This window comes from Knoellia locipacati (assembly GCF_007992835.1).
Lineage (GTDB): Bacteria > Actinomycetota > Actinomycetes > Actinomycetales > Dermatophilaceae > Knoellia > Knoellia locipacati.
Genome location: NZ_BKBA01000005.1, coordinates 1 through 25,676, shown reverse-complemented (window position 1 = coordinate 25,676; position 25,676 = coordinate 1). Strand labels below are relative to the sequence as shown.

25 protein-coding genes are annotated in these 25,676 nt (G+C 72.7%); 8 read left to right on the top strand and 17 right to left on the bottom strand.

Annotated features, from left to right (window positions below; all coding sequences use genetic code 11):
• From KLO01_RS07565 to KLO01_RS07540, 6 genes are all read left to right on the top strand, one after another.
• Window positions 1–788, top strand: a 788-nt coding sequence (locus KLO01_RS07565) for a cytochrome ubiquinol oxidase subunit I (protein WP_147063785.1), incomplete at its 5' end; no start/stop codon positions are given.
• A gap of 37 nt (window positions 789–825) precedes the next feature.
• Entirely contained in the window at window positions 826–1,869 is a 1,044-nt protein-coding gene (cydB, locus tag KLO01_RS07560) for a cytochrome d ubiquinol oxidase subunit II (protein WP_147063783.1), read from the top strand.
• 16 nt (window positions 1,870–1,885) lie between these two features.
• Window positions 1,886–3,517: a thiol reductant ABC exporter subunit CydD gene (gene cydD, locus KLO01_RS07555; protein WP_147063781.1), complete on the top strand. Its 1,632-nt coding sequence runs from the start codon at window positions 1,886–1,888 to the stop codon at window positions 3,515–3,517.
• Window positions 3,514–5,094: a thiol reductant ABC exporter subunit CydC gene (cydC, locus tag KLO01_RS07550; protein ID WP_147063779.1), complete on the top strand. Its 1,581-nt coding sequence runs from the start codon at window positions 3,514–3,516 to the stop codon at window positions 5,092–5,094. The genes cydD and cydC overlap by 4 nt, the downstream gene beginning before the upstream one ends.
• 9 nt (window positions 5,095–5,103) lie before the next feature.
• The gene (locus KLO01_RS07545; RefSeq protein WP_147063778.1) at window positions 5,104–5,493 is read left to right on the top strand and encodes a BlaI/MecI/CopY family transcriptional regulator; all 390 of its coding nucleotides are present in this window, start codon (window positions 5,104–5,106) and stop codon (window positions 5,491–5,493) included.
• Window positions 5,494–5,508: 15 nt separating this feature from the next.
• Window positions 5,509–6,426, top strand: a complete 918-nt coding sequence (locus tag KLO01_RS07540; protein ID WP_246136107.1) for a M56 family metallopeptidase — start codon at window positions 5,509–5,511, stop codon at window positions 6,424–6,426.
• Window positions 6,427–6,488: 62 nt separating this feature from the next.
• Here KLO01_RS07540 and KLO01_RS07535 read toward each other — a convergent pair whose 3' ends face one another.
• Window positions 6,489–7,085: a dihydrofolate reductase family protein gene (locus tag KLO01_RS07535; protein ID WP_147063776.1), complete on the bottom strand. Its 597-nt coding sequence runs from the start codon at window positions 7,083–7,085 to the stop codon at window positions 6,489–6,491.
• A gap of 103 nt (window positions 7,086–7,188) precedes the next feature.
• On the opposite strand from KLO01_RS07535, the gene purB reads away from it, so the two are divergent.
• Window positions 7,189–8,598 carry an adenylosuccinate lyase gene (purB, locus tag KLO01_RS07530; protein WP_147063774.1) on the top strand — a complete coding sequence of 470 codons (1,410 nt, stop codon included), beginning with the start codon at window positions 7,189–7,191 and terminating at the stop codon, window positions 8,596–8,598.
• Between the two features lie 105 nt (window positions 8,599–8,703).
• On the opposite strand, the gene KLO01_RS07525 is transcribed toward purB, so the two are convergent.
• The 16 genes from KLO01_RS07525 to KLO01_RS07450 form a co-directional block, all read right to left on the bottom strand.
• Window positions 8,704–9,339: a VOC family protein gene (locus tag KLO01_RS07525; protein ID WP_147063772.1), complete on the bottom strand. Its 636-nt coding sequence runs from the start codon at window positions 9,337–9,339 to the stop codon at window positions 8,704–8,706.
• A gap of 71 nt (window positions 9,340–9,410) precedes the next feature.
• Window positions 9,411–10,232: an RNA methyltransferase gene (locus KLO01_RS07520; RefSeq protein WP_147063770.1), complete on the bottom strand. Its 822-nt coding sequence runs from the start codon at window positions 10,230–10,232 to the stop codon at window positions 9,411–9,413.
• Between the two features lie 21 nt (window positions 10,233–10,253).
• A complete protein-coding gene (locus KLO01_RS07515; RefSeq protein WP_147063767.1) occupies window positions 10,254–10,670 on the bottom strand; it encodes a pyridoxamine 5'-phosphate oxidase family protein in 417 nt (138 codons plus the stop codon).
• Window positions 10,671–10,711: 41 nt separating this feature from the next.
• Window positions 10,712–11,509: an HAD family hydrolase gene (locus KLO01_RS07510; RefSeq protein ID WP_147063765.1), complete on the bottom strand. Its 798-nt coding sequence runs from the start codon at window positions 11,507–11,509 to the stop codon at window positions 10,712–10,714.
• Between the two features lie 25 nt (window positions 11,510–11,534).
• Complete coding sequence (locus tag KLO01_RS07505) at window positions 11,535–12,377, bottom strand: siderophore-interacting protein (RefSeq protein WP_147063762.1); 843 nt, start codon at window positions 12,375–12,377, stop codon at window positions 11,535–11,537.
• Window positions 12,374–13,195 (bottom strand): ABC transporter ATP-binding protein, encoded by an 822-nt coding sequence (locus tag KLO01_RS07500; protein ID WP_147063759.1) that lies wholly within the window; start codon window positions 13,193–13,195, stop codon window positions 12,374–12,376. The genes KLO01_RS07505 and KLO01_RS07500 overlap by 4 nt, the downstream gene beginning before the upstream one ends.
• A gap of 8 nt (window positions 13,196–13,203) precedes the next feature.
• Window positions 13,204–14,247, bottom strand: coding sequence for a FecCD family ABC transporter permease (locus tag KLO01_RS07495; RefSeq protein ID WP_147063757.1), 1,044 nt, complete (start codon window positions 14,245–14,247; stop codon window positions 13,204–13,206).
• Window positions 14,244–15,227 carry a FecCD family ABC transporter permease gene (locus KLO01_RS07490; RefSeq protein WP_246136106.1) on the bottom strand — a complete coding sequence of 328 codons (984 nt, stop codon included), beginning with the start codon at window positions 15,225–15,227 and terminating at the stop codon, window positions 14,244–14,246. Before KLO01_RS07490 ends, KLO01_RS07495 begins: the two co-directional genes overlap by 4 nt.
• Window positions 15,228–15,358: 131 nt before the next feature.
• Window positions 15,359–16,414: an iron-siderophore ABC transporter substrate-binding protein gene (locus tag KLO01_RS07485; RefSeq protein ID WP_147063753.1), complete on the bottom strand. Its 1,056-nt coding sequence runs from the start codon at window positions 16,412–16,414 to the stop codon at window positions 15,359–15,361.
• Window positions 16,415–16,603: 189 nt separating this feature from the next.
• Window positions 16,604–17,773 carry an ABC transporter permease gene (locus tag KLO01_RS07480; protein WP_147063751.1) on the bottom strand — a complete coding sequence of 390 codons (1,170 nt, stop codon included), beginning with the start codon at window positions 17,771–17,773 and terminating at the stop codon, window positions 16,604–16,606.
• Window positions 17,770–18,657, bottom strand: a complete 888-nt coding sequence (locus KLO01_RS07475; RefSeq protein WP_147063749.1) for an ABC transporter ATP-binding protein — start codon at window positions 18,655–18,657, stop codon at window positions 17,770–17,772. The genes KLO01_RS07480 and KLO01_RS07475 overlap by 4 nt, the downstream gene beginning before the upstream one ends.
• A 35-nt stretch (window positions 18,658–18,692) precedes the next feature.
• Window positions 18,693–19,472, bottom strand: a complete 780-nt coding sequence (locus KLO01_RS07470; RefSeq protein ID WP_147063747.1) for a response regulator — start codon at window positions 19,470–19,472, stop codon at window positions 18,693–18,695.
• Window positions 19,465–20,853: a sensor histidine kinase gene (locus KLO01_RS07465; RefSeq protein WP_147063746.1), complete on the bottom strand. Its 1,389-nt coding sequence runs from the start codon at window positions 20,851–20,853 to the stop codon at window positions 19,465–19,467. Before KLO01_RS07465 ends, KLO01_RS07470 begins: the two co-directional genes overlap by 8 nt.
• A gap of 264 nt (window positions 20,854–21,117) precedes the next feature.
• Window positions 21,118–22,386: a serine--tRNA ligase gene (gene serS / locus KLO01_RS07460; RefSeq protein ID WP_147063744.1), complete on the bottom strand. Its 1,269-nt coding sequence runs from the start codon at window positions 22,384–22,386 to the stop codon at window positions 21,118–21,120.
• Between the two features lie 125 nt (window positions 22,387–22,511).
• Complete coding sequence (locus KLO01_RS07455; protein WP_186827959.1) at window positions 22,512–23,837, bottom strand: cation:proton antiporter domain-containing protein; 1,326 nt, start codon at window positions 23,835–23,837, stop codon at window positions 22,512–22,514.
• Complete coding sequence (locus tag KLO01_RS07450) at window positions 23,834–24,355, bottom strand: DinB family protein (RefSeq protein ID WP_147063742.1); 522 nt, start codon at window positions 24,353–24,355, stop codon at window positions 23,834–23,836. Before KLO01_RS07450 ends, KLO01_RS07455 begins: the two co-directional genes overlap by 4 nt.
• Before the next feature lie 67 nt (window positions 24,356–24,422).
• Here KLO01_RS07450 and KLO01_RS07445 point away from each other — a divergent pair, with 67 nt between their 5' ends.
• Complete coding sequence (locus KLO01_RS07445) at window positions 24,423–25,625, top strand: diacylglycerol/lipid kinase family protein (protein WP_147063740.1); 1,203 nt, start codon at window positions 24,423–24,425, stop codon at window positions 25,623–25,625.
• Window positions 25,626–25,676: the final 51 nt, after the last annotated feature.

The following is a 25,676-nucleotide window of genomic DNA, read 5'->3' as shown; positions in this document are numbered from 1 at the left end:
CCCGCCTCGGCGCCGTCCTCACCCTCGTCGCGAGCCTCGGCGTCATCGTCACCGGGGACGTCCAGGGCAAGATCATGACCGAGGTCCAACCGATGAAGATGGCCGCGGCCGAGGCGCTCTACGAGACCGAGGCCGGCGCCGGCTTCTCGATCCTCACCATCGGCTCGCTCGACGGGACGCAGGAGCACGTCGCGATCAAGGTGCCCAAGGTGCTCGCGTTCATGGCGACCGGCAACCCGAACGGCACGGTCGAGGGCATCAACGAGATCAAGGCCCGCAACGCCGAGCTCGTCGCCTCGATCGAGCGGCAGTACGGCCCCGACGTCGCCCGGATCACCACCGACGAGGACTACACGCCCAACGTGCCGCTGGCCTACTGGACCTTCCGGCTCATGATGGGCCTCGGCTTCGCGTCGATGGCACTGTCCGCCTTCCTGCTCTGGGTGACCCGCGGCACCGGGCGCCCGCCCCTGTCGCGCTGGTGGGTCTGGGCCGGTGTCGCCGCGCCCCTGCTGCCGATCTTCGCCAACAGCTTCGGCTGGATCTTCACCGAGACCGGTCGCCAGCCCTGGCTCGTCAACGGCCTCATGACGACGGCCTTCGGTGTCTCGCCGTCGGTGTCCACGACCGAGATCTGGATCTCGATGCTCGTCTACACGGCCCTGTATGCCGTCCTCGCCGTCGTCGAGGTCCGGCTCTTCCTGCGCTACGTCGCCCACGGTGCCGAGCCCTTCCACGAGCCGGAGGAGCCGTCGACGCACGACGCGCCCCTCCAGTTCTCCTACTGACTGCTCCCGACTGCGCTGCGAGAGAGGCGATCTCGACATGGACTACCCCTTCATCTGGTTCCTGCTCATCGGAGTGCTCTGGACCGGCTACCTCGTGCTCGAGGGCTTCGACTTCGGGGTCGGTGCGCTGCTCCCGGTGCTCGGCGGGAGTGGTGCCCGGGTGGGGCGCGCCGTCGAGGAGTCCGACCAGCGGCGCCGGGTCATGCTCACCTCGATCGGCCCGCACTGGGACGGCAACGAGGTCTGGCTCATCACCGCCGGCGGGGCGATGTTCGCGGCGTTCCCGGAGTGGTACGCGTCGATGTTCTCGGCGTTCTACCTGCCGCTGCTGCTCCTGCTCGTCGCCCTCATCGTCCGCAACATGGGGCTGGACTACCGCCACAAGCGGGACGACGACACCTGGCGCCGTCGCTGGGACGCCGCCATCGTCGGCGGCTCGGTGGCCGCCCCCTTCCTCGTCGGCGTCGCCCTCAGCAACCTCGTGCGCGGCGTCCCCCTGGACGCCGACCACGAGTACGTCGGGACGCTGTGGACCCTGCTCAACGTCCCCAGCCTGCTGGGCGGGCTCGTCTTCGTGGCCCTGTCGGTGACCCACGGCGCCATCTTCCTCACGCTCAAGACCGACGGGCCGCTGCGGCTGGACGCCCGCCGGGCCGCGACCAGGTCCGGTGCCGTCACGGCCCTCCTCGCCGTCGCGCTCCTCGGCTGGCTCGTGACGACGCAGGGCGGGCTGGCTGTCACGGTCCTGGCGCTCGTGGCCGCTGCCGCTATCGTCGCCGGGCTCGCCGCGAACCGCGCCGGCCGCGAGGGGCTCGCGTTCGGCGGGACGGCGCTCACGTGGGCGGCCACCGCCGCGGCCTACTTCGTCGCGCTCCACCCGGCGGTCATGCCGACGACGCTCGCGGACGGCACCTCCCTCACCATCGCGAACGCCGCCAGCTCGACGATGACGCTGCAGATCATGACGATCGCCGCCCTCTGCTTCGTGCCCATCGTCCTGGGCTACACCGCCTGGACCTACTGGGTCTTCCGCCGCCGGCTCTCGACCCACCACCTCGGCGCACCCGCGCTCGTGAAGTGAGCGGACGGCATACGCGATGAGACCCTTCGACCCGCGGCTGCTGCGCGCGGCACCCGAGGTGCGGCTCCCCGTCGCGGCGCTCACCGTCGTCGCGGGCGCCCAGGGCGTGGCCGCGATCGCGCTGGCGTTCGCGCTCGCCCGGCTCGTCACCGACGTCGTGTCCGGTGGCGCGTGGCAGCGCAGCGGGCTGTGGGTCCTCGGCGCGTTCGTGGTGCGGGCCGGGCTCGGCGTGCTCGTCGACCGCATCGGAGCGAGCACCTCGCACCGGGTGAGCTCGGTCCTGCGGCGTCGCCTGCTCCAGCGGTGGCTCACCGCTCCCGTCGAGGGGCGTCCCGACCCGGAGCGCGCGTCGACGCTCGCGGTCCAGGGTGCGAGCGCGGTCGAGCCGTATGCCGCGCGCTTCCTCCCCGCGCTCGTCGCCGGTGCCGTCGTGCCCGTGCTCGCCGTCGGCGCGCTCGTCGTCGTCGACCCGCTGAGTGCCCTCGTCGTCGTCGTCACGCTGCCGCTGCTGCCGCTCTTCGCCGCCCTCATCGGTCGCGAGACGCAGGACGACACGATGAGCCGGTGGCGGGCGCTCGAGCAGCTGGCGGGCCACTTCGGCGACGTCATGCGCGGGCTGCCGACCCTCGTCTCCTACGGCCGGGCCCGGCGCCAGGTCGACGTCGTGCGCGCCGTCTCGCAGCAGCACCGGGCGGCGACGATGCGCACGCTCAAGGTGGCCTTCCTCAGCTCGTCGGCGCTCGAGCTGCTCGCGTCGATCTCGGTCGCGATCGTCGCCGTCACGGTCGGGCTGCGGCTCACCCACGGGTCGATGACGCTGCACGCCGGGCTGCTCGCGATCCTGCTCGCACCCGAGGCGTACTGGCCGATCCGCCGCGTCGGCACCGAGTTCCACGCTGCCGCCGACGGCGCCACCGCCATCGACGCGATCCTCACCGAGCTCACACCACCGGCTTCGAGCACGACTGATTGCCCCGCTGGGACGGGCGAGCGCCAGCGAGTCGGTCCCAGCGGGGCAATCAGTCGGGGCGTGGTGGTGGAGCGGGTGGCGTATGCGTACCCAAGGTCGGACCGGCTCGTCCTCGACGACGTGTCGCTCGTCGCCGGCCCCGGCCTCACGGTCGTCACCGGCGAGTCGGGCGCGGGCAAGTCGACGCTGCTCGACGTCGTCGCCGGTCTGCGGGTGCCGACGCAAGGGCGGGTGTCGACCGCGACCGTGCACTACGTGACCCAGCGACCGTTCCTGCCCGACGGCAGCATCGGCGAGGCGCTGCGGCTCGGCGCCACCCGCGAGCTCACCGACGCGCACCTGCTGTCGGCGCTGGAGCAGGTGGGGCTCGCAGGGTTCGTGTCCGGGCTGCCCGACGGGCTCGACACGTCGCTGGGCGACGACGGGTTCGGGCTCTCGGCCGGCCAGCGCACCCGTCTCGCCCTCGCCCGCGCCGTGCTCTCGAGCGCCCCCGTCCTGCTGCTCGACGAGCCGACCGCGCACCTCGACGGCGAGTCCGCCGACCTCGTGCGCGACCTGGTGCGCCGCCTCGCCGACGACCGGTGCGTCGTCGCCGTGACCCACTCCGCCGACCTCGTCGCCGTCGCCGACGAGCACGTCCACCTCACCGGCTCGCTCGTGCAGGCGGTGCCGGCATGAACGGCCGTCTCGCCGGGCTCTGGGGCGGGCTCGCGCTCACCTCGGGCGTCGCCCTCACCGCCACCTCGGGCTGGCTCATCGTCCGCGCCTCGGAGCGCCCGGTCATCCTCACGCTGCTCACCGCGATCGTCGGGGTCCGCGCGTTCGGCATGGCGCGCCCGTTCTTCCGTCACCTCGAACGCCTGCGCTCGCACGACAGCGCCCTCGGCGACCTCGCGGCTGCCCGGACCCGCGTGTATGCCGCCCTCGTCCCGCTCACCCCGGCTCGCCTCGGCCGCCGGTCCCGGTCCGCCGTCCTCACCGGAGTGGTCGACGACCTCACCGACGTCGTCGAGGCCCACGTGCGGGTGCGGGTCCCGGTCCTGTCGGCCCTCGTCGCCGCGGCGTTCACGACGCTGCTCACCGGGCTGCTCGTGCCGACGGCCGCGCTCGTCGTCCTCGCCTGGGTGCTGCTCGTCGGTGTCGTGGATGCTGCCGGCCTCGCGCTGGAGCGATCGGCGCAGTCGGTCCTCGGCGCGGCGCGCGCGGAGGTGGGCCGGGCCGCGGAGCTCGTGGCACGGCATACGTCCGAGCTCCGGGCGATCGGCGCCGAGGGCGACGTCCTCGACCGGCTCGACCGGGCCCACGACGACCTCGGTCGCGCCCTGCGCCGGCAGAGCCGGGGACGTGCCCTCGTGACCGGCGGCGTCCTCGCGCTCACCGGGCTCGCGACCCTCGTCATGGCCCGGGTGGCGCTGGGCTCGGACGTCTCGCCGGGGGTCATGGCGCTGCTCGTCGTCGTGCCCGCCGCACTCGCCGACGCGATGCTCCCCCTGGCCGACGCCGTGCGTGCCCGTGCCCGCGCCGAGCAGAGCGGGGCGCGGATGGAGGCGCTGCTCGACCAGCGACCGGCCGTCGCCGGCCGGGGCACCGGGCTCCTCGCCTGCCGCGCACCCCACCTGAGGCTCACCGGCATCGACGCCGGGTGGGTCGACGGACGCACGGACGTCACCGGGGTGGACCTCGACCTGCCGCCCGGCCGCCGGGTCGGCATCATCGGCGCGAACGGGTCGGGCAAGTCGACGACCCTCGCCGTCCTCGCGCGCCACCTCGACCCCGTGGCCGGCCGCTACACCGTCGACGGGCGCGACGTCACCGAGCTGGACCTCGACGCCGTGCGCGACCTCGTCGCCGTCGTCGACGACGAGCCGCACGTGTTCGCCACCGACCTGCGCGCCAACCTCCTCCTCGCGAGGCCCGACGCGACCGACACCGACCTCGTCGACGCCCTGAACGTCGCAGGGCTCGGCCGCTGGTTCGAGGCGCTGCCCGACGGGCTGGCGACCGGGCTCGGGGCCGGCGGTCGCGGCGTCTCCGGCGGGGAGCGCGCACGGCTCGCCCTCGCCCGGGCGGTGCTCTCCCAGCGACCCGTCGTCCTGCTCGACGAGCCGGTCGCCCACCTCGACTCCCCCACCGCCACGTCGGTGATGCGCGACGTCTCGACCGCCCTCGCGGGGCGTACCGTGGTGGTCGTCAGCCACCGGTCCGAAGGCCTCGACTCCCTCGACGAGATCCTCGACCTCACCCCCACCCGCTAGGACCCCGACGTGCCCACCTCCGCCCCCCGCCTCGGCGACCTCGAGCGCTCCGTCATGGAGCAGCTCTGGGACTCCGCCGGACGCCGGCCCGACGGCGCCAGCGTCCGCGACGTGCTCGAGGCCCTGCCGGGCGAGCGAGGCCTCGCCTACACGACGGTGATGACGGTGCTCGACCGGCTGAGTAAGAAGGGCCTCGTCACCCGCGAGCGCGACGGCCGGGCCTGGCGCTACACCCCGGCCGGGACCCGCGAGACCCTCACCGCCGAGACCATGCGGGCCTCGCTCGACGACGTCACCGACCGGCGGGCCGCCCTGCTGCACTTCCTCGACGGTGCCACCTCGGAGGAGCTCGACGACCTGCGCGCAGCCCTCTCCGAGGTGGAGCAGCGGCGCGGCTGAGGCCGGACCCCGCAGGTGTACGCCCTCCTCCTGGCGCTCCTCGCCGTCGTGCTCTCCGGTGTCGCCCCTCGCGTGATGGCCCGGCTCGTGAGCTTCCGGCGGGCACCGCGCGCCGCCCTCGTGGCGTGGCAGGCGGTCTCGCTCTCGGCGGTGCTGGCCGCCCTGCTCGCCGCACCCGCTGCCGTGCCGTACCTCGGCGGAGGTCCCCCCGGGTGGTTGGCCTGCAGCAGCCTCGACCCGTGCGACGCCACGATCTGGTGGATCGAGAACCGACGCTGGGTCGTCCTCGGCGTCGCCGCCTCCGTGAGCCTGCTCGTCCTCGGGCGGCTGCTCCTGTCCGGCCACCGCATCGGCACCCGCCTCAGGTCGGCCCGGGCCCGCCACCGCGAGCTCGTCGACGTCCTGGCCGAGCCCGGGAGCGCGAGCCAGGCGGACGGCATACGCGTGCTCGACCACGCGACCCCGACGGCCTACTGCCTGCCGGGGCGACGCTCGCGGGTCGTCCTCACCGAGGGTGCCCTCGCGGCGCTGCCCGGTGACGAGCTCGACGCGGTCCTCGCGCACGAACGGGCACACCTGCGTGGCCGGCACGACCTGCTCCTCGAGTACTTCACCGTGCTCCACCACTCCGTCCCCGACCCGGTGCGCTCGCCCGAGGCGTTGCGCGAGGTGCGGCTCCTCATCGAGGCGCTGGCCGACCGCTCCGCCGTGCGCGCGTCAGGGGCCGTCGCCACAGCGCGGGCGCTGCTCACCCTCGCCCGGGGCCAGGCACCCGAGTCCTCCCTCGGCGCCGCCGGCGACGGCACCACCGCGGCCCGGATGCGCCTGCTCGCGGAGGACTCGCTCCCGGTGCCGACGGTTGCCGTGATGTACCTGTATGCCGTCGCGGTCGTCGTCCTGCCGCTCGCCCTCGTCTGGCTCGCCTGGCGCTGAGCCGGCCCGGCGCCGGTCGGGGCACCAGTCTGGGTGCCGATCGGGCCCCGGTCCGGCGCTCGTCAGCGGTCGACCTCCCAGGTGACGTGGACGGCGGACGGCGAGACCCGGACGTCGCGCTGGACGAGCGCCCGGGGCACGGCACCGTCGAACAGCGGTGCGCCACTGCCGAGGAGCAGCGGCGAGATGTGCAGGACCAGCCGGTCGACGACGCCGGCATCGAGGCAGCCGCGGACGACCTCGCCGCCGCCCATGACGTAGACGTCACGGCCGCCGGCCGCGGCCCGCGCCAGCTCGACCGCCGCTGCCGGCCCCTCCAGCACGAAAGTGAAGTCGTGCGAGTCCGCGAGCCGCACCGCCGGCGGCTCGCTGCTCGTCACGACGAAGAACGGTGGCCGGGCGTCGACGTCGGCGCCGTAGCCCATCTCGTCGTTCCACCCGTCGGGTCCGTCGACCACGTCGAAGAGGTGGCGACCCATCACGACCGCACCCGACGCCGCGGACGCCTCCTCGAGCACCGCACGGTCCACCTCGTGGCCCGAGAACACCCAGGCGTGCAGCCCCTGCGCGCCGTCTCCCAGCCCGTTGCCGGGTCCGGGGTTCGGGCCGGTGACGAAGCCGTCGACGGACACGGAGATGTCGGCCACCACGGAGGTCATGGTCACCACCCTGCTCGCGGCGGGCGCGGGGCACAAGCGCGGGACGCCAGCACGGACCCAAGGCGGTGCGGGCTCTCGCGCCACGGATGGGAGGATGAGGGCCATGGCCTCCCTCGCTGACGTCACTCCTCCCATCGCGCTCGGCGCCCTCGACGGTCGCTACCGCGGAGCCGTGGCACCGCTCGTCGACCATCTCTCCGAGCCGGCGCTCAACCGCCAGCGGATCCACGTCGAGATCGAGTGGCTCATCCACCTCACCGACCGGTCCGTGGTGCCCGGCGTCCGCTCGCTCACCGACGACGAGAAGGCCGCGCTGCGCCGGATCGTCGACGACTTCGGGCCCGACGAGATCGCGGAGATGGCGCAGACCGAGCGCGTCACCCAGCACGACGTCAAGGCGGTCGAGTACTTCCTCAAGAAGCGGCTCGCCGAGATCGCCCCCGCCGACGAGGACAAGGGCCTCGCCGAGCTCATCCACTTCTGCTGCACGAGCGAGGACATCAACAACCTGTCCTACGCCCTCATGGTGCAGGGCGCCATCGAGGACGTGTGGCTCCCCCGCGCCGCCGCCCTCGTCGAGGCGCTGTCGGCGATGGCCTCGGACCTGCGCGCGGTCCCCCTGCTCTCGCGCACCCACGGCCAGCCCGCGACCCCGTCGACCCTGGGCAAGGAGCTCGCCGTGCTCGCGTGGCGGCTCCAGCGCCAGCTGCGCCGGGTCGAGGACGCGGAGTTCCTCGGCAAGCTCAACGGCGCCACCGGCACCTACGGCGCGCACCTCGCCGCCGTCCCCGAGGCCGACTGGGAGGACGTCAGCGAGTCCTTCGTCGAGGGCCTCGGGCTCACGTGGAACCCGCTCACCACCCAGATCGAGAGCCACGACTGGCAGGCCGAGCTCTACGCCGACGTCGCCCGCTTCAACCGGGTGCTGCACAACATGTGCACCGACGTCTGGACCTACATCTCGATGGGCTACTTCGCGCAGGTCCGCGGCCAGGGCACCGTCGGCTCGTCGACGATGCCGCACAAGGTCAACCCGATCCGGTTCGAGAACGCCGAGGCCAACCTCGAGGTGTCCAACGCCCTCCTCGACGTCCTCGCCTCGACCCTCGTGCAGTCCCGCCTCCAGCGCGATCTCACCGACTCCTCGATGCAGCGCAACATCGGCGTCGCGCTCGGCCACTCGCTGCTCGCCCTCGACAACGCGACCCGCGGCCTCGCCGGGCTCGACGCGGTGCCCGAGGCGATGGCGCGCGACCTCGACTCGAACTGGGAGGTCCTCGGCGAGCCGATCCAGTCGGCGATGCGCGCCCTCGGCGCCCAGGGCGTCCCCGGCATGGAGGAGCCCTACGAGCGCCTCAAGGAGCTGACCCGTGGCCGCCGCATCGGCCAGCCCGAGCTCGTCGAGTTCGTGCGCGGCCTGGGCCTGCCGGCCGACGTCGAGGAACGCCTCGCGGCCATGACGCCGGCGACCTACGTCGGGATCGCACCGCAGCTGGTCGACCACCTGGCCTGAGTCGGCGCCCTCGCCGGCCCGCACCGGCCCCCCACCGCACAGCGCAGCGCCCCGCCGGACCGGAGTCCGTGCGGGGCGCTGCGTCGTGTGCCGGGAGGCGGCGGCTCAGAGGGTGACGGGACCGTTGGGGGTCTCGAACGTCACCGACATGATGCCGGGGTTGCCCTTGGGCGAGACGAAGTTGAAGTCGATGCCCTCGGGCACGTAGTCCTGGTCGACGCCCACCCAGTCGCGCACGCGGTCGGGGTCGCCGGCGATCTCGAGCGACTTGAGCGCGACCGAGGTCTCGCCGACACCGGACGGGTGCGGCACCTCGGCGTCCCACTCGACGAAGAACGGGAGCTGCGGGTCTGCCATCAGGCCCTTGACGCCCAGCTGCTTCCACCGGAGCTCCACACCGTCGGGGCGGTGTCGGCTTCCGATGACGGACTCACGCCCGAGGCGTGCCTCCTGCTGGGTGATGTCGTCGACGCTGAGCACCCAGCCGAGCCAGCCTCCGCCGGACTCGGAGCGGGCGCGAACGACCTGGCCGAAGGGGGCCTTGTCGGACGCGGGGTGGTCGAGCACCTCGACGACTTCGAGATAACGGTCACCGAGAAGCGGAAGGATGACGTTGCGCGTCCCGAAGCGCGGATGCACACCCCCGTCGACGGCCTCGACTCCGAGCTGCTCGGCCAGGCGTGCAGCCGTCGCTCGTGCGCCGTCGTTCTCTGCGGCATAGACAACATGGTCAACTCGCATGCGGATTATCGTGACACACGATCGGGGGTGCTCTTGACACAGGCCCTCATGACCCCGATCCTCGGGCCCGGTCAGGCGCGCGGACTCCGCTGCCGCACGGCCTCGTAGACGACGATCGCCGCGGCGGCGGAGGCGTTGAGCGAGTTGACGTTCCCGTGCATGGGGATGCGTACCCGCAGGTCAGCCGCACGCAGCGCCTCGTCGGTGAGCCCGAACTTCTCGGTCCCGACGGCGATCGCGACGCCTCCCGTGAGGTCGGCGTCGGTGTGGAGCGTCTCGGTGTCGGGGGTGGTCGCGACGAGGCGTATGCCGTGCGCCCGCAACCAGCCCAGCGTCGCGTCGAGCGTGGCGCTCGCGACGGGGACGGAGAACACCGTGCCCTTGGACCCGCGCACGACGTTGGGGTTGCCCCAGTCGGTCACCGGGTCGACGGCGATGACGGCGTCGACCCCGGCGGCGTCCGCGGTGCGCAGCATGGCGCCGAGGTTGCCCGGCTTCTCGAGACCCTCGCAGACGAGGAGCAGCGGCTCTGCGGGGAGCTCGAGGTCGGCGAGCCCGGCGCGCACCGCCGGCACGAGGGCGAGGAACCCGTCGGGCCCCTCGCGGTAGGCGACCTTCTCGAACGCCGCCCGCGACACCCGCACCGTCTCGACGCCCGAGGCCCGGACGTCGTCGACCACCCGCGTCTGCTCGTCGGCGTCGAGCATGAGCTCGGGCGAGTAGAACAGCGTGCGCGGCCGCACGCCCGCGTCGAGCGCGAGCCCGAGCTCCTCGAAGCCCTCGACCACGGTGACTCCCGCCTCGTCACGCGCACGTCGACGGCGCAGCGCGACGAGCTGCTTGAGGCGCGGGTTCGCGGCGGAGGTGATCTCGAGGTCGGGACGGGACGGCATACCGCTCATTGTGGGTGACCCTCAGTCGGCCTTGGCCTCGCCCCACCCGTGCCAGTGCTCCACCTCGACCCAGCAGCTCACCCGAGGGCGGTCACGGACGCGGTAGGGCTTGCCGGTGTAGTGCACCGAGAGCCGGTCGATGTCGGCGAGGCCGCGCTCGGGGTCGTCGTCCCACCGCACGACGCGGCCGCGGATGCTCACGTGGGTGTACCACTCGCCCTCCTTGAGCGCGGTGAGGGCGACCTCGGGCCGCTCCCGCATCCAGCCGAGGCGAGCGCGGCCGGCGTCCATGTTGAGGAGCACGGTGCCGTCGTCCTCGACGAGGTACCAGGTCGCGACCGACATGGGTGCGCCCTTGGGCCGCAGCACGGCGACGACGGCGGGGTTGGGTCGGGCGAAGAGCTCGGCGACCTCGGGCGGCAGGGGTGCGGTGGGCATGGCCCCATCCTGCCCCGCCGTGGCGCCTCAGGACCCCGCGGTCACAGCAGGGAGCGGAGCACGGGGACGAGCCCGTCGTCGTCGACGTCGAGGGTCGTCTCGTCGGCGATCTCCTTGACCTCGTCGGGCGCGTTGCCCATCGCGACGCCACGCGCGGCCCAGTGGAGCATCTCGAGGTCGTTGCGCTGGTCGCCGACGGCGACGGTGTGGGCCGGCTCGACGCCGAGGTGGCGGCGCACCATCTCGAGCGCCGAGCCCTTGCTCACGCCCTCGGGGTTGATGTCGAGCCATGCGGTGAACCCGACGGCGTAGTTGACCTCGTGCAGCCCGATCCGCTCGGCGAGACCCATGAAGTCCTCGGCGGTCCCGTTGGGGTCGCGGAAGGTCACACGGGTGACGGGGTCGGCGACGAGCTCGTCCCACGGCACGACGGTGATGTCGCCCTGGAGCTCACCGTCGGGGAACGGCGCACTCACCTTGAAGCCGACGCCGAGGTCCTCGACGGCGACGACGGCGTCGGGCAGCTCGGCGCGCAGCAGGTTGAGGGCCGGGGCGGGGTCGAAGGTCACCGCCTCGATGATCTCGAAGCCACCCTCGAGTGCGGGGTCGAGGCGGAGCGTGACCGCCCCGTTGGAGCACACGGCATACCCGGTCGTGAGACCGAGCTCCGCGAGGATCGGGGTCGTCGCGACGATGGAACGGCCGGTCGCGATGGTGACGTGGTGGCCGGCGTCGGCGACGGCACGCACGGCGTCGCGGACGTCCGGCGACATCTCGCCGGCGTGGTTGATCGTCGTGCCGTCGACGTCGAGCGCGACGAGGTGCGGGGTGACCGTCATGCGCCCAACCTATCCAGCCACTGCGTCATCCCCGCTCCTGGCCCAGCTTCCAGTAGCCCGAGAAGAGCACCTTGCGCCGGTCGACCCCGACGGAGCGCACGAGGTGGCGTCGCGCCTGCGTGACCATGCCCGACTCACCACAGACCCAGGCGTAGCCGAGGTGGCTGAGCTCGGCGGCCGCCAGCGCGGGCAGCAGGACCGAGCCGGGGACGCCGTCCGTGCGCAGGTGCACCGTGACGTCGGCTCCTGCGAACGCGTATGCCGTGAGCACGGCCGGGTCGGACACCTCGAGGTGGATCGTGGCCCGGTCGAGGACCTCGGGGTGCGCGTCGAGGATGGCGGCGAGGGCGGGGACGGCCGTCTCGTCGGCGGCGAGCAGCACGGGGGTGTCGCACTCGTGCCCGCGGAAGAGCGCGCCCCCGGAGCGGAACCCGACACGGTCACCCGCCGTGGCAGCACAGGCCCAGGCCGAGCCGGGGCCGGAGTCGCCGTGGGTGACGATGTCGACGTCGATGGTGGCGTTGAGGCTGTGGTGGGCGCGGATCGTGTACCAGCGCAGGTCGGGGCGCTCGGCCTCCGGCATGTCGGCGATGGCGGCGCGGACGTTCTCGCGACCGTCCTCGGGCATCGTCAGCGCGGCGCCGGGTCGTGGCATGAAGAGGCCGAAGTACTCGTCGGCCCCCACCCTCCGGAAGTCGGCGAGCTCGTCCGCGACGAAGGTGATCCGGCGCATCCCGCCGCCGAGGTCGCTCACCGCGGCCACCGTCATCTCGAACTGGGAGTCGGCGTCGCGAGTGATCGGTGAGGCCATGGTGAGCCGGGCGTAGGCGGTGGCGGCCTTGAGGGCGACCTTGTCGAGGACGGTCATGCGTTCTCTCGCTTCCTGCGGTGGGGGATGACGACGGGGTCGCCGGTCGTGGGGTCGGTGACGACGGAGGCCGCGATCCCGAAGACAGACTCGATGACGTCGGGGGTGACGATCTCGGCGGGGGTGCCCTCGGCGACGATCTCGCCGTCGCTCATCGCGACGAGGTGGTCGGCGTAGCGCGCGGCCATCGCGAGGTCGTGCAGCACCATGACGACCGTCGTCCCCTCGCGGGCGTTGAGGTCGCGCACGAGCTCGAGGACGTCGATCTGGTGGGCGATGTCGAGGAACGACGTGGGCTCGTCGAGCAGCAGGACCGGCGTGCGCTGGGCCAGGGCCATGGCGATCCACGCGCGCTGGCGCTGGCCGCCCGAGAGGCTGTCGACCGGGACACCGGCGAGGTCGACGAGCTCGGTCATCTCGAGGGCCGCCGCCACGACCGACTCGTCCTCACGCGACCACTGCTTGAACAGCCCGTGGTGGGGGTGGCGGCCGCGCTCGACGAGCTCGACGACGGTGATGCCCTCCGGGACGATCGGCTGCTGCGGGAGCAGGCCCAGCCGCCTCGCGACCTCCTTGGTCGAGAGGTCGCCGATGACCTCGCCGTCGAGGAGGACCTGGCCGTCCCGGGGCGACAGCAGCCGCGAGAGGCCGCGCAGGAGCGTGGACTTGCCGCAGCCGTTCGGCCCGACGATGGCGGTGACGCGGCCGGCGGGCACGTCGAGGTCGAGGCCGTCGACGACGACCCGCTTGTCGTAGGCCAGGCTCAGCGACTCGGCGGAAAGGGTGGCGGACGAGGTGGCGGACAGGGTGGCGGTCATGGGTGCACTCATCTCCGGGCGATCGACCGGCGGCCGGCGACGAGCAGCCACACGAGGACGGGGGCGCCGGCGAGCCCGGTGACGACGCCGACGGGGAAGGCGGTTCCGGGCACGGCATACGCACTGACGTAGTCGGCCGCGAGCACCATGGCCGCCCCGACGAGGGCGGCGGCGGGCACCGAGGTGCGACCACCGGTGAGCCGCCGCGCGATCGGGCCGCTGAGGAAGCCGACGAACGCGATCGGGCCGCACGCCGCCGTCGCGGACGCGGTGAGCAGCACGACGAGGGCCGTGACGAGGCCGCGCAGCCGGTGGGCCCGCACGCCGAGACCGGCGGCGAGGTCGTCGCCGAGGCCGAGGACGCCGAGCTGGCGAGTGACGACGGTGAGCAGCGGCAGGGCGATCGCGACGACGACGCCGAGCCGGACGATCTCGTCCCACGACACCGAGCCGAGGCTGCCGGTGAGCCAGACGAGGGCGTCCTGCGCGCGGTAGATGTCGGCACGCAGGAGCACCCAGTGCACGACCGAGCTGAGCACCGCGGCGAGCCCGACACCGACGAGGATCATCCGTCCGGTCGCGGCGCCACCCCGCCCGGCGAACCCGTGGATGGCCAGCGCGACGGCCACGGCACCGGAGAAGGCGACGAGCGCGACCGGGGTGCCGGACCAGCCGAGGAGCACGACGCTGAAGACGGCGGCCGCGCTCGCACCGAGGTTGATCCCGAGGACGTCCGGGCTGGCGAGCGGGTTGCGCAGCATCGACTGGTACGCCGCGCCCGCCGACGCGAACGCCGCCCCCGCGAGGACCGACATGCAGGCCCGCGGCAGCGTCGACTCGAGGAAGATGAAGGACGCACCCGGGATCGTCGTCCCGGAGACCATCCGTATGCCGTCCACGAACGAGATGCGGTAGTCGCCGAGGAGCGCTCGCACGAGGAAGAGACCGACGACGAGCACCGTGAGGGCGACGACGAGCAGCCGCTGGCGGCGGTGGACGCGGCGGCGAACCGCGCGCAGGGTGGCGACCGTGTCGAGTGCGACCGTACTCATGCGACGTTCATCCGGCGGACGAGACCGACGAGGAAGGGGGCACCGACGACGGCGCAGATGATCCCGGCCTGGACCTCGCTCGGCGCCGCGACGACCCGACCGAGGGTGTCGGCGACGACGACGAGGACGGGCCCGGCGAAGAGCGCGCCGAGCAGGATGCGGCGGTGGTCGGGGCCGACGACGGCGCGCACGACGTGCGGCACGACGAGGCCGACGAACGCGATGGGCCCGGCGAGTGCGGTGGCCGAGGCGGCGAGCAGGATCGCGCCGGTCGCGGCGAGGAGCCGGTGCAGCAGGACGCGCTGGCCGAGCCCGCGGGCGAGGTCGTCGCCGAGCGCGACGGTGTTGAGGACCGAGCCGGACGACAGGGCGAGGACGAAGCCCACGACGAGCAACGGCGCGACGTCGAGGACGATCGAGGCGTCGCGGCCGGCGACCGACCCGACCTGCCAGAACCGGAAGACGTCGAGCGCCCCCTGGTCGGAGACGAGGATGGCGCCGACGAGGCTGGTCGAGGTCGCCATGACCGCGGCACCGGCCAGCGCCATCGTCACCGGCTGGGCGCGCACCGGCGCGAGCAGGGCGAGCAGCTGGACGATGACGGCGGTGAGCACCGCTCCGGCGAGGGCGAACCAGACGTAGCCAGCCACGCCCGAGATCGCGAAGACCTTGATCCCGACGACGACGGCCAGCGCGGCACCGGAGTTGATCCCGAGGATCCCGGGCTCGGCGAGCGGGTTGCGCGTCAGCCCCTGGAGGACGACGCCGCACACACCGACGGCGGCGCCGACGACGATCCCGATGAGGGTGCGGTCGACCCTCGAGTCGGCGATCCCACGCACCTGGTCCGACACGGCACCGCCGGTGAGCGCGTTGACGATGCCCGACGGGGAGACCGCCTGGGTGCCGACGAGCAGGGAGAACGCGACGGCGAGGGCCACCGCGACCACACCCCCGGCGACGACGACGGCGACGGGCACGCGACCGCCCCGACCCACCTTCCCTGAGAGGTGGGCCGGAGCAGCAGGCTGGCGGGTCCCACGCTCAGCGTGGGCGCGAGTCCCACGCTCCGGGCGGGACGGCATACCGGGCGCAGTCGTGGCCCGGACGCTCACTGGGCCGGGGTTCCGTCCACGGCGGAGGCGATCTTGGGCAGGAACTTCTCGAGCGCGACCGGCATCGACAGCGGCGACGGGGACGACATCGTCAGGGCGACCGCGTTGTCGGCGCTCGCGACGTAGTGGTTGCTCTTGAGGGCGGGGATCTGGCCGAGCAGCGGGTGCTTCTTGAGGGTGTCGACCTCCTCGGGCTTCTCGACGTAGAAGATCAGCGCGTCGGCGGCCAGGGTCGAGGACTTCTCGGCGGAGAGGTTGGCGCTGAACTGGTTGTTGCCCTTGCTCAGCGCGGTGACGGTCGGGGCGTCGACCATGCCGAAGCGGCGCAGGATCTGGGGACGCAGGTCGCTGCTCGTGTAGAGGCTGACGACCGAGAGGTCGGTCGGGGTGAACCAGGCCCACGCGGCCGACTTGCCCTTGATCTGGGGGTACTTCGCGACGGCGTCGTCGATGGCCTTGTTGGTGTCGGCCGTGACCTTGGTGGCGAGGGTGGTGCGGCCCAGGGCCTGTCCGACGACCTTGACGCTGTCCTCCCACGAGGTGCCCCAGGCGGCGCCCGGGTAGGCGACCGTCGGCGCGATCTTGGAGAGCTTGTCGTAGTCATCCTTGGTGATCCCCGAGTTCACACCGAGGATGAGGTCGGGCTTGGCTGCTGCGATCTCCTCGACCGGGATGCCGGCGGTGTCGTCGTAGCGGGCGATCTGCGCGGCCGGGTCGAGCTTGGTCACGGCCGCGTCGAACCAGTCGGTCGAGCCGTCGGCGTTGCCGCCCCAGGTGATCTTCGTGGCGCCGACCGGGATGACCCCGAGCGAGACGACGACGTCGGCGTCGTTCCAGCCGACGGTGGCGACGCGCTTGGGCTCGGCGCTGATCGTCGTCTCGCCGAAGGCGTGCGTGACGGTGGTCGGGAACGCGTCCTTGTCGACGGCCGAGGCGTTCGTCGTCGCCGGGTCGGCCGAGGCCTCGCTCGACGGGCCGGTCGAGCAGGCGGTGAGGGCGAGCGCGGCGACGCCGGATGCGGCGGCGGCGACGAGGGAGCGACGTGTCAGCATGGAGCCTTCTGGGATCGGGCCACGCGCGCAGCGCGGCGACAAGGTTAGTAAGGCAAACCTAAGTTAGGTAGACCTCACCTTGTCAAATCCCGTCCGGTCCTCGTCCTCGGCGGCGTGCGTCCGCAGCAGTGGTCACCTTCCCGACCAAGGTTGCGGACGCAAGCGAAGGGTCGCCGCCGGCGCGGGGCGTCACTCCGGCGTCGACCACGCCTGCCGCAGGCTGAGCCGGCCCTGGGTCTGGAGCAGCGAGCGCTGGTAGAGCCGCGCCGCCACCCGCACGACGAGCGCCGCCGTGGCGACGAGGATCGCCAGCGCGACGAGCGCCTGCCACCACGCCGCGGACCCGTCGAGGACCCGCATAGGCATGAGGATCGCCGAGAACGGCGGCACGAAGGAGAGGACGACCTGGGTCGTCCCGCTCGTGAGCAGCGCCGCGAAGAACACGCCCATCGTGAGCATCGTCAGCGGCGTCGAGGTCGTCTGCACGTCCTCGGTCCGCGACGCGAGCGCACCGGCGACGGCCCAGAGGCACGCGAGCAGCCCGAACCCGACGACGAAGAACACGACGAACCAGCCGACCGCCCCCGAGACCGCGGGCAGGAACCGGTCGTAGTCGGTGAAGGTCAGCCCGACGAGCCCGACCGCGACGAACAGCGCCATCTGCGCGAACGCCAGCGCGAGGTTACCGGCGACCTTGCCGGCGAGCAGCTGGCGGACCGCGATCTTGGTCGTGATGATCTCGACGATCCGGCTGGCCTTCTCCTCGACGACGCTGTTGGCAAGGGCGAGCCCGAACGTGAACGACGCGAGGTAGAAGAGCAGCGCGAGCGCGAACCCGACCGCCTTGGCGACACCGGCGAGGTCGGCGTCCTTGTCGAGGAACGTCGTGCTGACCTCAGACCCGGAGGTGAGCGCGTCGACGCTCGTGCCCGCGGCTGTGGCGTTGGCGTCGAGGGTGGCGTCGCGGATCGCCGTGCGGGCCGAGGCGAGCAGGTCGCCGGGCACGTCGTCGCGCCCGGTGAGGACCCAGCCGTTGTCGCCCTCGTGGAGCCAGACGTCCGCGGACTCGTCCTCGACCGCGGCACGCGCGGCGTCGTCGTCGGACACCTGCTCGAGCGTCACGAGCACCTTGTCGTCGGACTTCTCGGCGACGGTCTCGACCTGCCCGGCCATCTGGTGCGCCGCGCTGGAGCTGGTGACGACGGCATACTCCGACGTCTTCCCGGCCATCCACGCCTGCACGCCGAGGACCGTCGCGAGGATGAGGACGAGGCCGAACGTGCTGAGCAGGAAGGTCCGGTCGGTGAGCTTGGTGACGATCTCGCGGCGGGCCACGGTCATCCACGGGGCGGAGGTCATGCCGTCACCTCTCGGTAGATCTCGGACAGGGCGGGCATCTGGCGGGCGAAGTCGACGACGTCGCCCCGGTCGAGGGCGGCGCGGAGCAGGGCCTGCCGGGCGGCGTCGTCGCTCGGCTCGACGAGCGCGGTGCTCCCGTCGACGTCGTGGACGTGTATGCCGTCCGCGTCCCGGACCCAGCCCGCGTCACCTCCCAACGTGAGCCGGTAGAGCTCGGGCCCGGCGCCGCGCAGCTCGCTCACCGAGCCGGTGGCGACGACGCGGCCGTGCGCGAGGACGACGAGGCGGTCGCAGAGCCGCTCGACGAGGTCGAGCTGGTGCGAGCTGAAGAGCACCGGGATGCCGCGCGAGGCGTGCTCGCGCAGGAGGTCGACCATCGAGTCGACGGCGCTGGGGTCGAGGCCCGAGAACGGCTCGTCGAGGATGAGCGCGTCCGGCGTCGTCATGAGGGCGGCGACGATCTGGACGCGCTGCTGGTTGCCGAGCGAGAGCTTCTCGACGCGCTCTCCGGCGCGGTCGGCCAGCCCGAACCGCTCGAGGTGCTCGGCGACCGAGGCCCTGGCGTCCGCAGCGGTCATGCCGGAGAGCTCGCCGAGGTAGACGAGCTGGTCGAGCACCTTCTGCTTCGGATAGAGGCCGCGCTCCTCGGGCATGTAGCCGATGCGACGGCGGATCGCCGTGGTCATCGGCTGCCCGTCCCACCGGACCTCTCCCCCGTGCGACGCGAGCAGGCCCATGACCATCCGCATCGTCGTCGTCTTGCCCGCCCCGTTGCCCCCGACGAACCCGGTGAGCAGCCCCCCGGGGACGGTGAAGCTCACGTCGTCGACGGCCTTGAGCTCGCCGAAGGAGCGAGTCAGCCCGGTCACCTCGATCTGTGCCATGCCCCCAACGCTAGGCACCCGCGAGGAGAGCCGGATCAGCCCCGAGGGTGAGGTCGGCTCTCCGTCGGTCGGATGAGCCCGGTCTCGTAGGCGAACACGACGGCCTGGACCCGGTCGCGCAGGTGCAGCTTGGCCAGGCAGTTGGAGACGTGGGTCTTGACCGTCGCCTCGCCGAGGAAGAGCTCGCGCGCGATCTCGGCGTTGCTCTTGCCCTGGGCCATGAGGACGAGGACCTCGCGCTCGCGGTCGGTGAGCCGGGCGACCTGCTCGTGTGACCCGACGGCAGCGTTGGCGGTGCGTGGGGCCGGGCCGGAGCCGGCGACGGGCGTCGACGACGCTCCCGTCGGGCCCGACGCGCTCGACGCGCTCGACGGCGACACCATCGCGGCGATGACCCGGGTCGTCACCTCCGGCGCGAGCAGCGCGTGCCCGCCGGCGACCGAGCGCACGGCGTCGACGAGCTGCTCTGGTTCGGCGTTCTTGAGGAGGAACCCGCTCGCCCCCGCCCGCAGCGCGTCGAAGAGGTAGTCGTCGCGGTCGAACGTCGTGAGGATGACGACCCGCCCGAGGTCGGCCTCGACGACGATCCGGGTCGCCTCGATCCCGTCCATGACGGGCATCTGGACGTCCATGAGGATGACGTCGGGCCGCAGCTCGCGGGCCGCGGCGACGGCGAGCTCGCCGTTCGCGACGTCGCCGACGACGTCGATGTCGTCCTCGACCGACAGCATCATCGTGAACCCCGACCGCACGAGGTGCTGGTCGTCGACGATGAGCACCCGGATGCGCTCGGGGTCCTGCACGGCCTCAGACATCGCTCTCCCCCAACGGAACTCGCACCCGCACACGGTAGCCACCCGTGCGGCGCGGCCCGATCTCGACCGTCCCGTGGAGCGAGGCCGCCCGTTCTCTCATGCCGAGCTGCCCGAGGCCGGACCCGGACGTCCCGACCCGCGGGCGGCCGTTGTCGACGATCTCGACCTCGGCGTAGGCCCGTCCCGGACCCTCGTCCACGACACGAGTCACGACGTCGGCCGCGGTGGCGGTCGAGTGCCGGGTGACGTTGGCCAGCGCTTCCTGGGCGACGCGGTAGAGCGTGAGCCCGATCTGCGGGGCGACACCGACGTGCGCGCCGACGTGGGTCTCGACGAGCCGGTATGCCGTGCGCACCCCCGCGTCGTCGCAGGCGGCGACGAGGTCGGGCAGGTCCGCGAGCGTGGGCTCGGGGCTGCGGCGGGTGGGTGCGTCACCCGACCGCGGGTCCACGGTCTCGTCGGCAGCGTCCTCGATGTCGCGCAGCGTCCCGAGCAGGCTGCGCATCTGGGTCACGGCGTCGCGTGAGCTCGCCTCGATCCGGGCGAGGGCGGCAACTGAGTCGGCGGGGCGTTTGTCGATGACGCGACGTGCGGCACCTGCCTGGATGCCGATGACCGCCACGTGGTGCCCGACGACGTCGTGGAGCTCTCGGGCGATGCGCAGCCGCTCGTCGACGATGGCGCGGCGGCGCAGCGACTCGGCCTGGGCGGCGATCGTCGCGGCCTGCTCCTCGAGCCGGGCACGTTGCCGGGCCCCACGCCAGGCGATCTGCCCGACGAGAATGGCGCCGACGAAGTAGAGGGCGTTGATCGCGAGGACCGTGACGACCGCGCCCACGGTGGGGCTGAACCAGCCGTCGCCGCCCTCGGCGCCGGCGTCCTGCGTCACCTCGCGGGTCATCTCGGCGAGCCCGTCGCCGAGGGCGAGCTGCCAAGCCACCCAGAGGAGCATGAAGACGGTGATGCCGGCGACGACGAGCAGCGCCGAACGGCGGTGACGGGCATAGGCCACGGCGCCGAAGATCGCGACGAAGTAGACGATCTGGAGCGCGACTTGGGCCATGACCATCGGCATGGTCACGCCGACGAGGAACATGTGGGCGGCGGCGAGGACCCCGACGAGCACCGGGTGCTGGCGCCGCCAGACCACGAGCATCGCACCGCTGACGATCGCGACCCACTGCACCCATCGCGGCTGGCCACCGGCGTGGATGTCGGTGACGCTGCGGGAGAGCTCGAGGAAGAGCACGCCGACGACCGAGAGGCCGATGCCGACGAGCCAGTCCCGGCGCTCGATCGGCGCCGCCGGACGCTCCCAGTCGTCGTCGACGGCGAAGAAGTCACCGACGGCGGTCGGCAGCGAGCGGCGGGCGGACGGCATACGGCTCAGCCTAGGGACGGAGGCGCGAGCACCGGATCCGCCTCCGGAGGGAGGGTTTTTCGCCAAACCCACCCGGGCCGGTCCGAACGGGTGGTAGGACTGGTCGCGTGGAGCCACTGCGCCCGTCCACGGGTGCTACGGAGCTTGCCCACGCGTCACTGCGGAGCGAGCCGGTCGAGGTCGCCCACCGACCTCCCGAGCAGCCCCACCAGCCCCACGACGTGCACGTGAGTCCTCGGCGAGAGGAGGGCAGAGCTCGACGCCTCAGACAGGGGTGAGGACGTCGAGACCGATGAACGGACGCAGCGCCTCAGGGACGACGACGGAGCCGTCCGCCTTCTGGTGGTTCTCCAGGATGGCGACGAGCCAGCGCGTCGTGGCGAGCGTCCCGTTGAGGGTGGCGGCCACACCAGTGCCGCCACCCTCGACCCGGTAGCGGGTCTTGAGGCGACGGGCCTGGAAGGTCGTGCAGTTGCTCGTCGAGGTCAGCTCGCGGTGCCGACCCTGGGTCGGGACCCACGCCTCGCAGTCGAACTTGCGGGCCGCCGGGCCACCGAGGTCGCCGGCCGCCGTGTCGATGACGCGGTAGGGCAGCTCCATGAGCTCGAGCATCTCGCGCTCCCAGGCGAGCAGCCGCTGGTGCTCCTCCGCGGCCTCCTCGGGGCGGCAGTAGACGAACATCTCGATCTTGTTGAACTGGTGCACGCGGATGATGCCGCGGGTGTCCTTGCCGTAGCTCCCCGCCTCGCGGCGGTAGCAGGTCGACTGGCCGGCATAGCGGACCGGGCCCTTGGACAGGTCGATGATCTCGTCGGCGTGGTAGCCCGCGAGCGCGACCTCGCTCGTGCCGGTGAGGTAGAGGTCGTCGGCCTCGAGGCGGTAGACCTCGTCGGCGTGGTGGTCGATGAACCCGGCGCCGGCCATGACCTCGGCCTTGACGAGCGTCGGGGTGATCATCGGGACGAAGCCGGCCTCGATGGCGCGCTGCATGGCGAGGTTGAGCATCGCCATCTCGAGCCGGGCGCCGACGCCCTTGAGGAAGTAGAAGCGCGAGCCCGACACCTTGGCCCCGCGCTCCATGTCGAGCGCACCGAGGCCCTCGGCGAGCGCCAGGTGGTCCTTGGGCTCGAAGCCCTCGGCCGCGAAGTCGCGCTTGGTGCCGACCTCCTCGAGCACGACGTAGTCGTCCTCACCGCCGACGGGGACACCGTCCTCGATGACGTTGCCGATGCTGCGGGTCAGCGTCGCGAGCTCGGTCGCAGCCTCCTCGGCGGCGGCCTGGTTGGCCTTGACCTGGGCCGCGACCTCCTTGGTGCGGGCGAGCAGTGCCTGCTTCTCGTCACCCTGCGCCTGGGCGACCTGCTTGCCCATCGCCTTCTGCTCGGCGCGCAGCTGCTCGTATGCCGTGAGGCTGGAGCGCTGCTTCTCCTCGGCGGCGAGGACGGCGTCGACGACGCCCTCGTCCTCACCCCTGGCGCGCTGCGAGGCGCGCACACGGTCGGGATTGTCACGGAGCAGCTTGAGGTCGATCACACGGGCCAGCCTAGTGCGCGCCGCTGCAGGGCCTGGACCGCACGGGCCTCGGTGCTGCAGGGCGCGCGTGCTGCGGGACGCGCGCCCTGTCGCGCGACGTGCAGCACCGGCGCCGGGCGGCCGGGTCAGTCGCGGGCGCCCGAGGGCTCCCGGGCCCGCCCCTGCCAGTCCATGGCCAGCGGCGCCGTGAAGCCGTGCAGGTAGACGGAGACGAGAACGGTGAACGCCACGACCGACCACAGCCACCGGATCTCGGCGAAGTCCGCGTGCGAGCCGGCATACGCGAGGTAGAACAGCGAGCCCACGCCGCGGACGCCGTAGAACGCAGCGACGATCCGCTCGCGCCGGTCGAAGTCGCGCGGCCCGCTCCGGTGCGGGTGGCCGAGGAAGGAGACCAGGCCGGCGAGGGGGCGCAGCACCAGCAGGAGGAACAGCGAGATGCCGACGCCGCGCCAGTCGAGGTTCGCGAGGATCCCGTTGGTCAGGGCCATCCCGAGCAGGAGCAGCACGACGAGGGTGAGCAGGCGCTCGAGGCGCTCGATGACCGCGTGCATGTCGTGGTGGTAGGAGTGCTTGCGCTCGAAGCTGCGGATCGCCATGGCGCACGAGAACACCGCGAGGAACCCGTAGCCGCCGAGGACCTCGGCCAGGCCGTAGGTCGCGAGCAGTGCGGCGATGGCGACGAGCGGCTCGCCGTTCGCGGCGAACCGCAGGTCGCGCGAGCGAGCCCTGAAGGCCAGGCGGGCGATGGCTCGGCCGAGGACTATGCCGACGGCGACGCCGAGGACGATCTTGCCGACGAGCTCCCACCCGACCCAGCGCAGCCCCCACTGCGAGACGCTGCCCACGGTGACGAGCAGGATCGCGGCGTGCACGAACGGGAAGGCGAGCCCGTCGTTGAGACCGGCCTCGCTCGTCAGTGCGAACCGGACCTCGTCGTCCTCGTCGATCTCCTCGGAGTCCTCCCTGGCCTCGCCCGCGTCCTCACTCTCGTTGGGGCCACCGACCTGCACGTCGGAGGCGAGCACCGGGTCGGTGGGCGCCAGCGCCCCACCGAGCAGCAGCGCGGCCGGTGCCGCCACCCCCAACGGGCCCCACGCCAGGAGCGCGACGCCACCGACGGTGAGCGGCATCGCGATGCCCAGCAGGCGCCAGGTCGGCGACCAGGTGCGCCACGACTCGACGCTGCGCAGCCGGAGCGGTCGGTCGAGGGCCAGGCCGACACCCATGAGCGAGACGAGGACGGTGAACTCGGTGATGTGGGTGACGGCCACCTGGTGCGACGTGGGGTCGAGGTCGAGCTCCCGGAACCCCGGCAGCAGTCCGAGACCGAGCCCGAGGGTCACGAGCACGATGGGGGCGTTGACCTTGAAGCGGCTGAGGACCGGCGGAAGGATGACGGCGAGGAAGAGGGCGAGCCCGAGGGCGAGGTAGATCCGGGCCGAGGTCACCCCCTGACGTCCCAGACGTGGTGGGCGAGGTCGTGCAGGGCGTAGCGCCCGAGCGTGAGCACGGTGAACTCGGACCCGTTGGACCGCAGCCCGCGCCGGTCCCACTGCTCACCGGACAGGCCGGCATACGCGCCGGAGAGGCGGGCGGCGGCCGCCGGGATCTCGGCGGCGACCTCGGGAGGCGACTGCTCGGCATACCGGCTCTCGACCGCGGTGACGTCCTGGTCCCAGTTGGCGAAGCGCGCGCCGTCCTCGTTGAGCATGAGCTGCACCCGCGCGGCGAAGAGGTCGCAGACGTCGCGGACGTGGCAGGCGTACTCCAGCGGGGACCACGTCGTGGGGTCGGGTCGCGTCGCCGCGTCCGGTCGCGCGAGCACGTCGCTCCACGGCCGCGTGTATGCCGTGACGAGACCCGCGATGTCGGCCGCCGGGACGCTGGCGGCGTCGAAGCCGCAGTCGGGGCATGCCCGCTCGAGCGTCCAGGTCCAGTCCTTGTCGTCGGGCGCGATCTCGCTCATGACCACAGGGTAGGCCGGTCGGGCGATGGTGGGTCCGGTGATGTGACTGTGGGGTACGGTCCCTGACGTGACCGACTCCTGGCCCGTGATCGCGGCGATCCTCGGACTGCTCCTGGTCATCGGTCTCTTCGTCGCCGTGGCGACGGGATGGGGCCGGTCGCAGGGGCGTCACGCCTCCCCGAAGCGCCCCGCCCGCTCGTCGTTCCGGCAGGGCCCGGACGACGCCCCGGAGCCGCCGAAGAAGCGCGTCGCGGTCATCCTCAACCCGACGAAGTTCGTCGACGTCGCGGCCGCCCACGAGCTCGTGCGCGCCACCGTCCTCGCCCACGGCGAGTGGGACGAGCCGATCATCAGCGAGACGACCCTCGAGGACCCGGGTGTCGGACAGGCGCGCGCCGCCCTCGCGGAGGGCGTCGACCTCGTGTGCGCCATCGGCGGCGACGGCACGGTCCGCTCGGTCGCGCACGTGCTCACCGGCACCTCGACCCCGATGGGTCTCATCCCCGCCGGCACCGGCAACCTCATGGGCCGCAACCTCGGGCTCCCGCTCGACGTCGCCGGCGGCATCGAGGTCGCGCTCACCGGGCGCAACCGCCACATCGACGTCGGCTGGCTGACGATGGACCCCGACACCAAGCAGGCCTCGACGCAGGAGCTCGACCCGGCCCACGACGGTCCGACCGAGCCCGACGTCGGCGCCGACGACACCCACGGCTCGGACCCGGCGCCGAACCAGCACGCCTTCCTCGTCATGGCCGGCCTCGGCCTCGACGCGAGCATCATGCACTCGACCACCGAGGCCGCCAAGGCCCGGATGGGCTGGGGTGCCTACGTCGCGACGGGCGCCCGGAACCTCCTCGGTGCCCGCTTCGCCACCCGCCTGCGGATCGACGGCGGCGAGCCGATCGCGCACACCGCCCGCACCGTCGTCGTCGGCAACTGCGGCCGCCTCACCGGCGGCATCACGCTCATGCCGGACGCCGAGGTCGACGACGGCATCCTCGACGTCGTCGCGATCACGCCCAAGGGGATCGTCGGGTGGGCCGGTGTCGCGGTCCACGTGCTCGCCAAGCGCGGGCAGAACCACCCCAAGCTCGACCGCTACCGGTGCCAGTCGATCCTCGTCTCGCTCGACGCCCCGCAGATGGTCGAGATCGACGGCGACGTCATCGGCGAGGCCCGCGAGGTGCGCTTCGAGGTCCGCCCCAAGTCGCTCATCGTCCGCACGTCGGGCACGCCCACCGCCGACGAACAGGTCCGCTGGGCCTGACCCGCGCCGTCAGCGGCGGGCGCCGCCAACGACCCGCGCCGCCGGTGACCC

Coding starts and splice junctions, on each gene's coding strand:
- KLO01_RS07525 (WP_147063772.1), bottom strand. CDS start 9,339: ATGCGAGTTGACCATGTTGTCTATGCCGCAGAGAACGACGGCGCACGA.
- KLO01_RS07495 (WP_147063757.1), bottom strand. CDS start 14,247: ATGAGTACGGTCGCACTCGACACGGTCGCCACCCTGCGCGCGGTTCGC.
- KLO01_RS07515 (WP_147063767.1), bottom strand. CDS start 10,670: ATGCCCACCGCACCCCTGCCGCCCGAGGTCGCCGAGCTCTTCGCCCGA.
- cydC (WP_147063779.1), top strand. CDS start 3,514: ATGAACGGCCGTCTCGCCGGGCTCTGGGGCGGGCTCGCGCTCACCTCG.
- KLO01_RS07485 (WP_147063753.1), bottom strand. CDS start 16,414: ATGCTGACACGTCGCTCCCTCGTCGCCGCCGCCGCATCCGGCGTCGCC.
- KLO01_RS07480 (WP_147063751.1), bottom strand. CDS start 17,773: ATGACCTCCGCCCCGTGGATGACCGTGGCCCGCCGCGAGATCGTCACC.
- KLO01_RS07505 (WP_147063762.1), bottom strand. CDS start 12,377: ATGACCGTCCTCGACAAGGTCGCCCTCAAGGCCGCCACCGCCTACGCC.
- cydD (WP_147063781.1), top strand. CDS start 1,886: ATGAGACCCTTCGACCCGCGGCTGCTGCGCGCGGCACCCGAGGTGCGG.
- purB (WP_147063774.1), top strand. CDS start 7,189: ATGGCCTCCCTCGCTGACGTCACTCCTCCCATCGCGCTCGGCGCCCTC.
- KLO01_RS07470 (WP_147063747.1), bottom strand. CDS start 19,472: ATGTCTGAGGCCGTGCAGGACCCCGAGCGCATCCGGGTGCTCATCGTC.
- cydB (WP_147063783.1), top strand. CDS start 826: ATGGACTACCCCTTCATCTGGTTCCTGCTCATCGGAGTGCTCTGGACC.
- KLO01_RS07520 (WP_147063770.1), bottom strand. CDS start 10,232: ATGCCGTCCCGTCCCGACCTCGAGATCACCTCCGCCGCGAACCCGCGC.
- KLO01_RS07465 (WP_147063746.1), bottom strand. CDS start 20,853: ATGCCGTCCGCCCGCCGCTCGCTGCCGACCGCCGTCGGTGACTTCTTC.
- KLO01_RS07450 (WP_147063742.1), bottom strand. CDS start 24,355: ATGAGCGAGATCGCGCCCGACGACAAGGACTGGACCTGGACGCTCGAG.
- KLO01_RS07500 (WP_147063759.1), bottom strand. CDS start 13,195: ATGACCGCCACCCTGTCCGCCACCTCGTCCGCCACCCTTTCCGCCGAG.
- KLO01_RS07475 (WP_147063749.1), bottom strand. CDS start 18,657: ATGGCACAGATCGAGGTGACCGGGCTGACTCGCTCCTTCGGCGAGCTC.
- KLO01_RS07510 (WP_147063765.1), bottom strand. CDS start 11,509: ATGACGGTCACCCCGCACCTCGTCGCGCTCGACGTCGACGGCACGACG.
- KLO01_RS07535 (WP_147063776.1), bottom strand. CDS start 7,085: ATGACCTCCGTGGTGGCCGACATCTCCGTGTCCGTCGACGGCTTCGTC.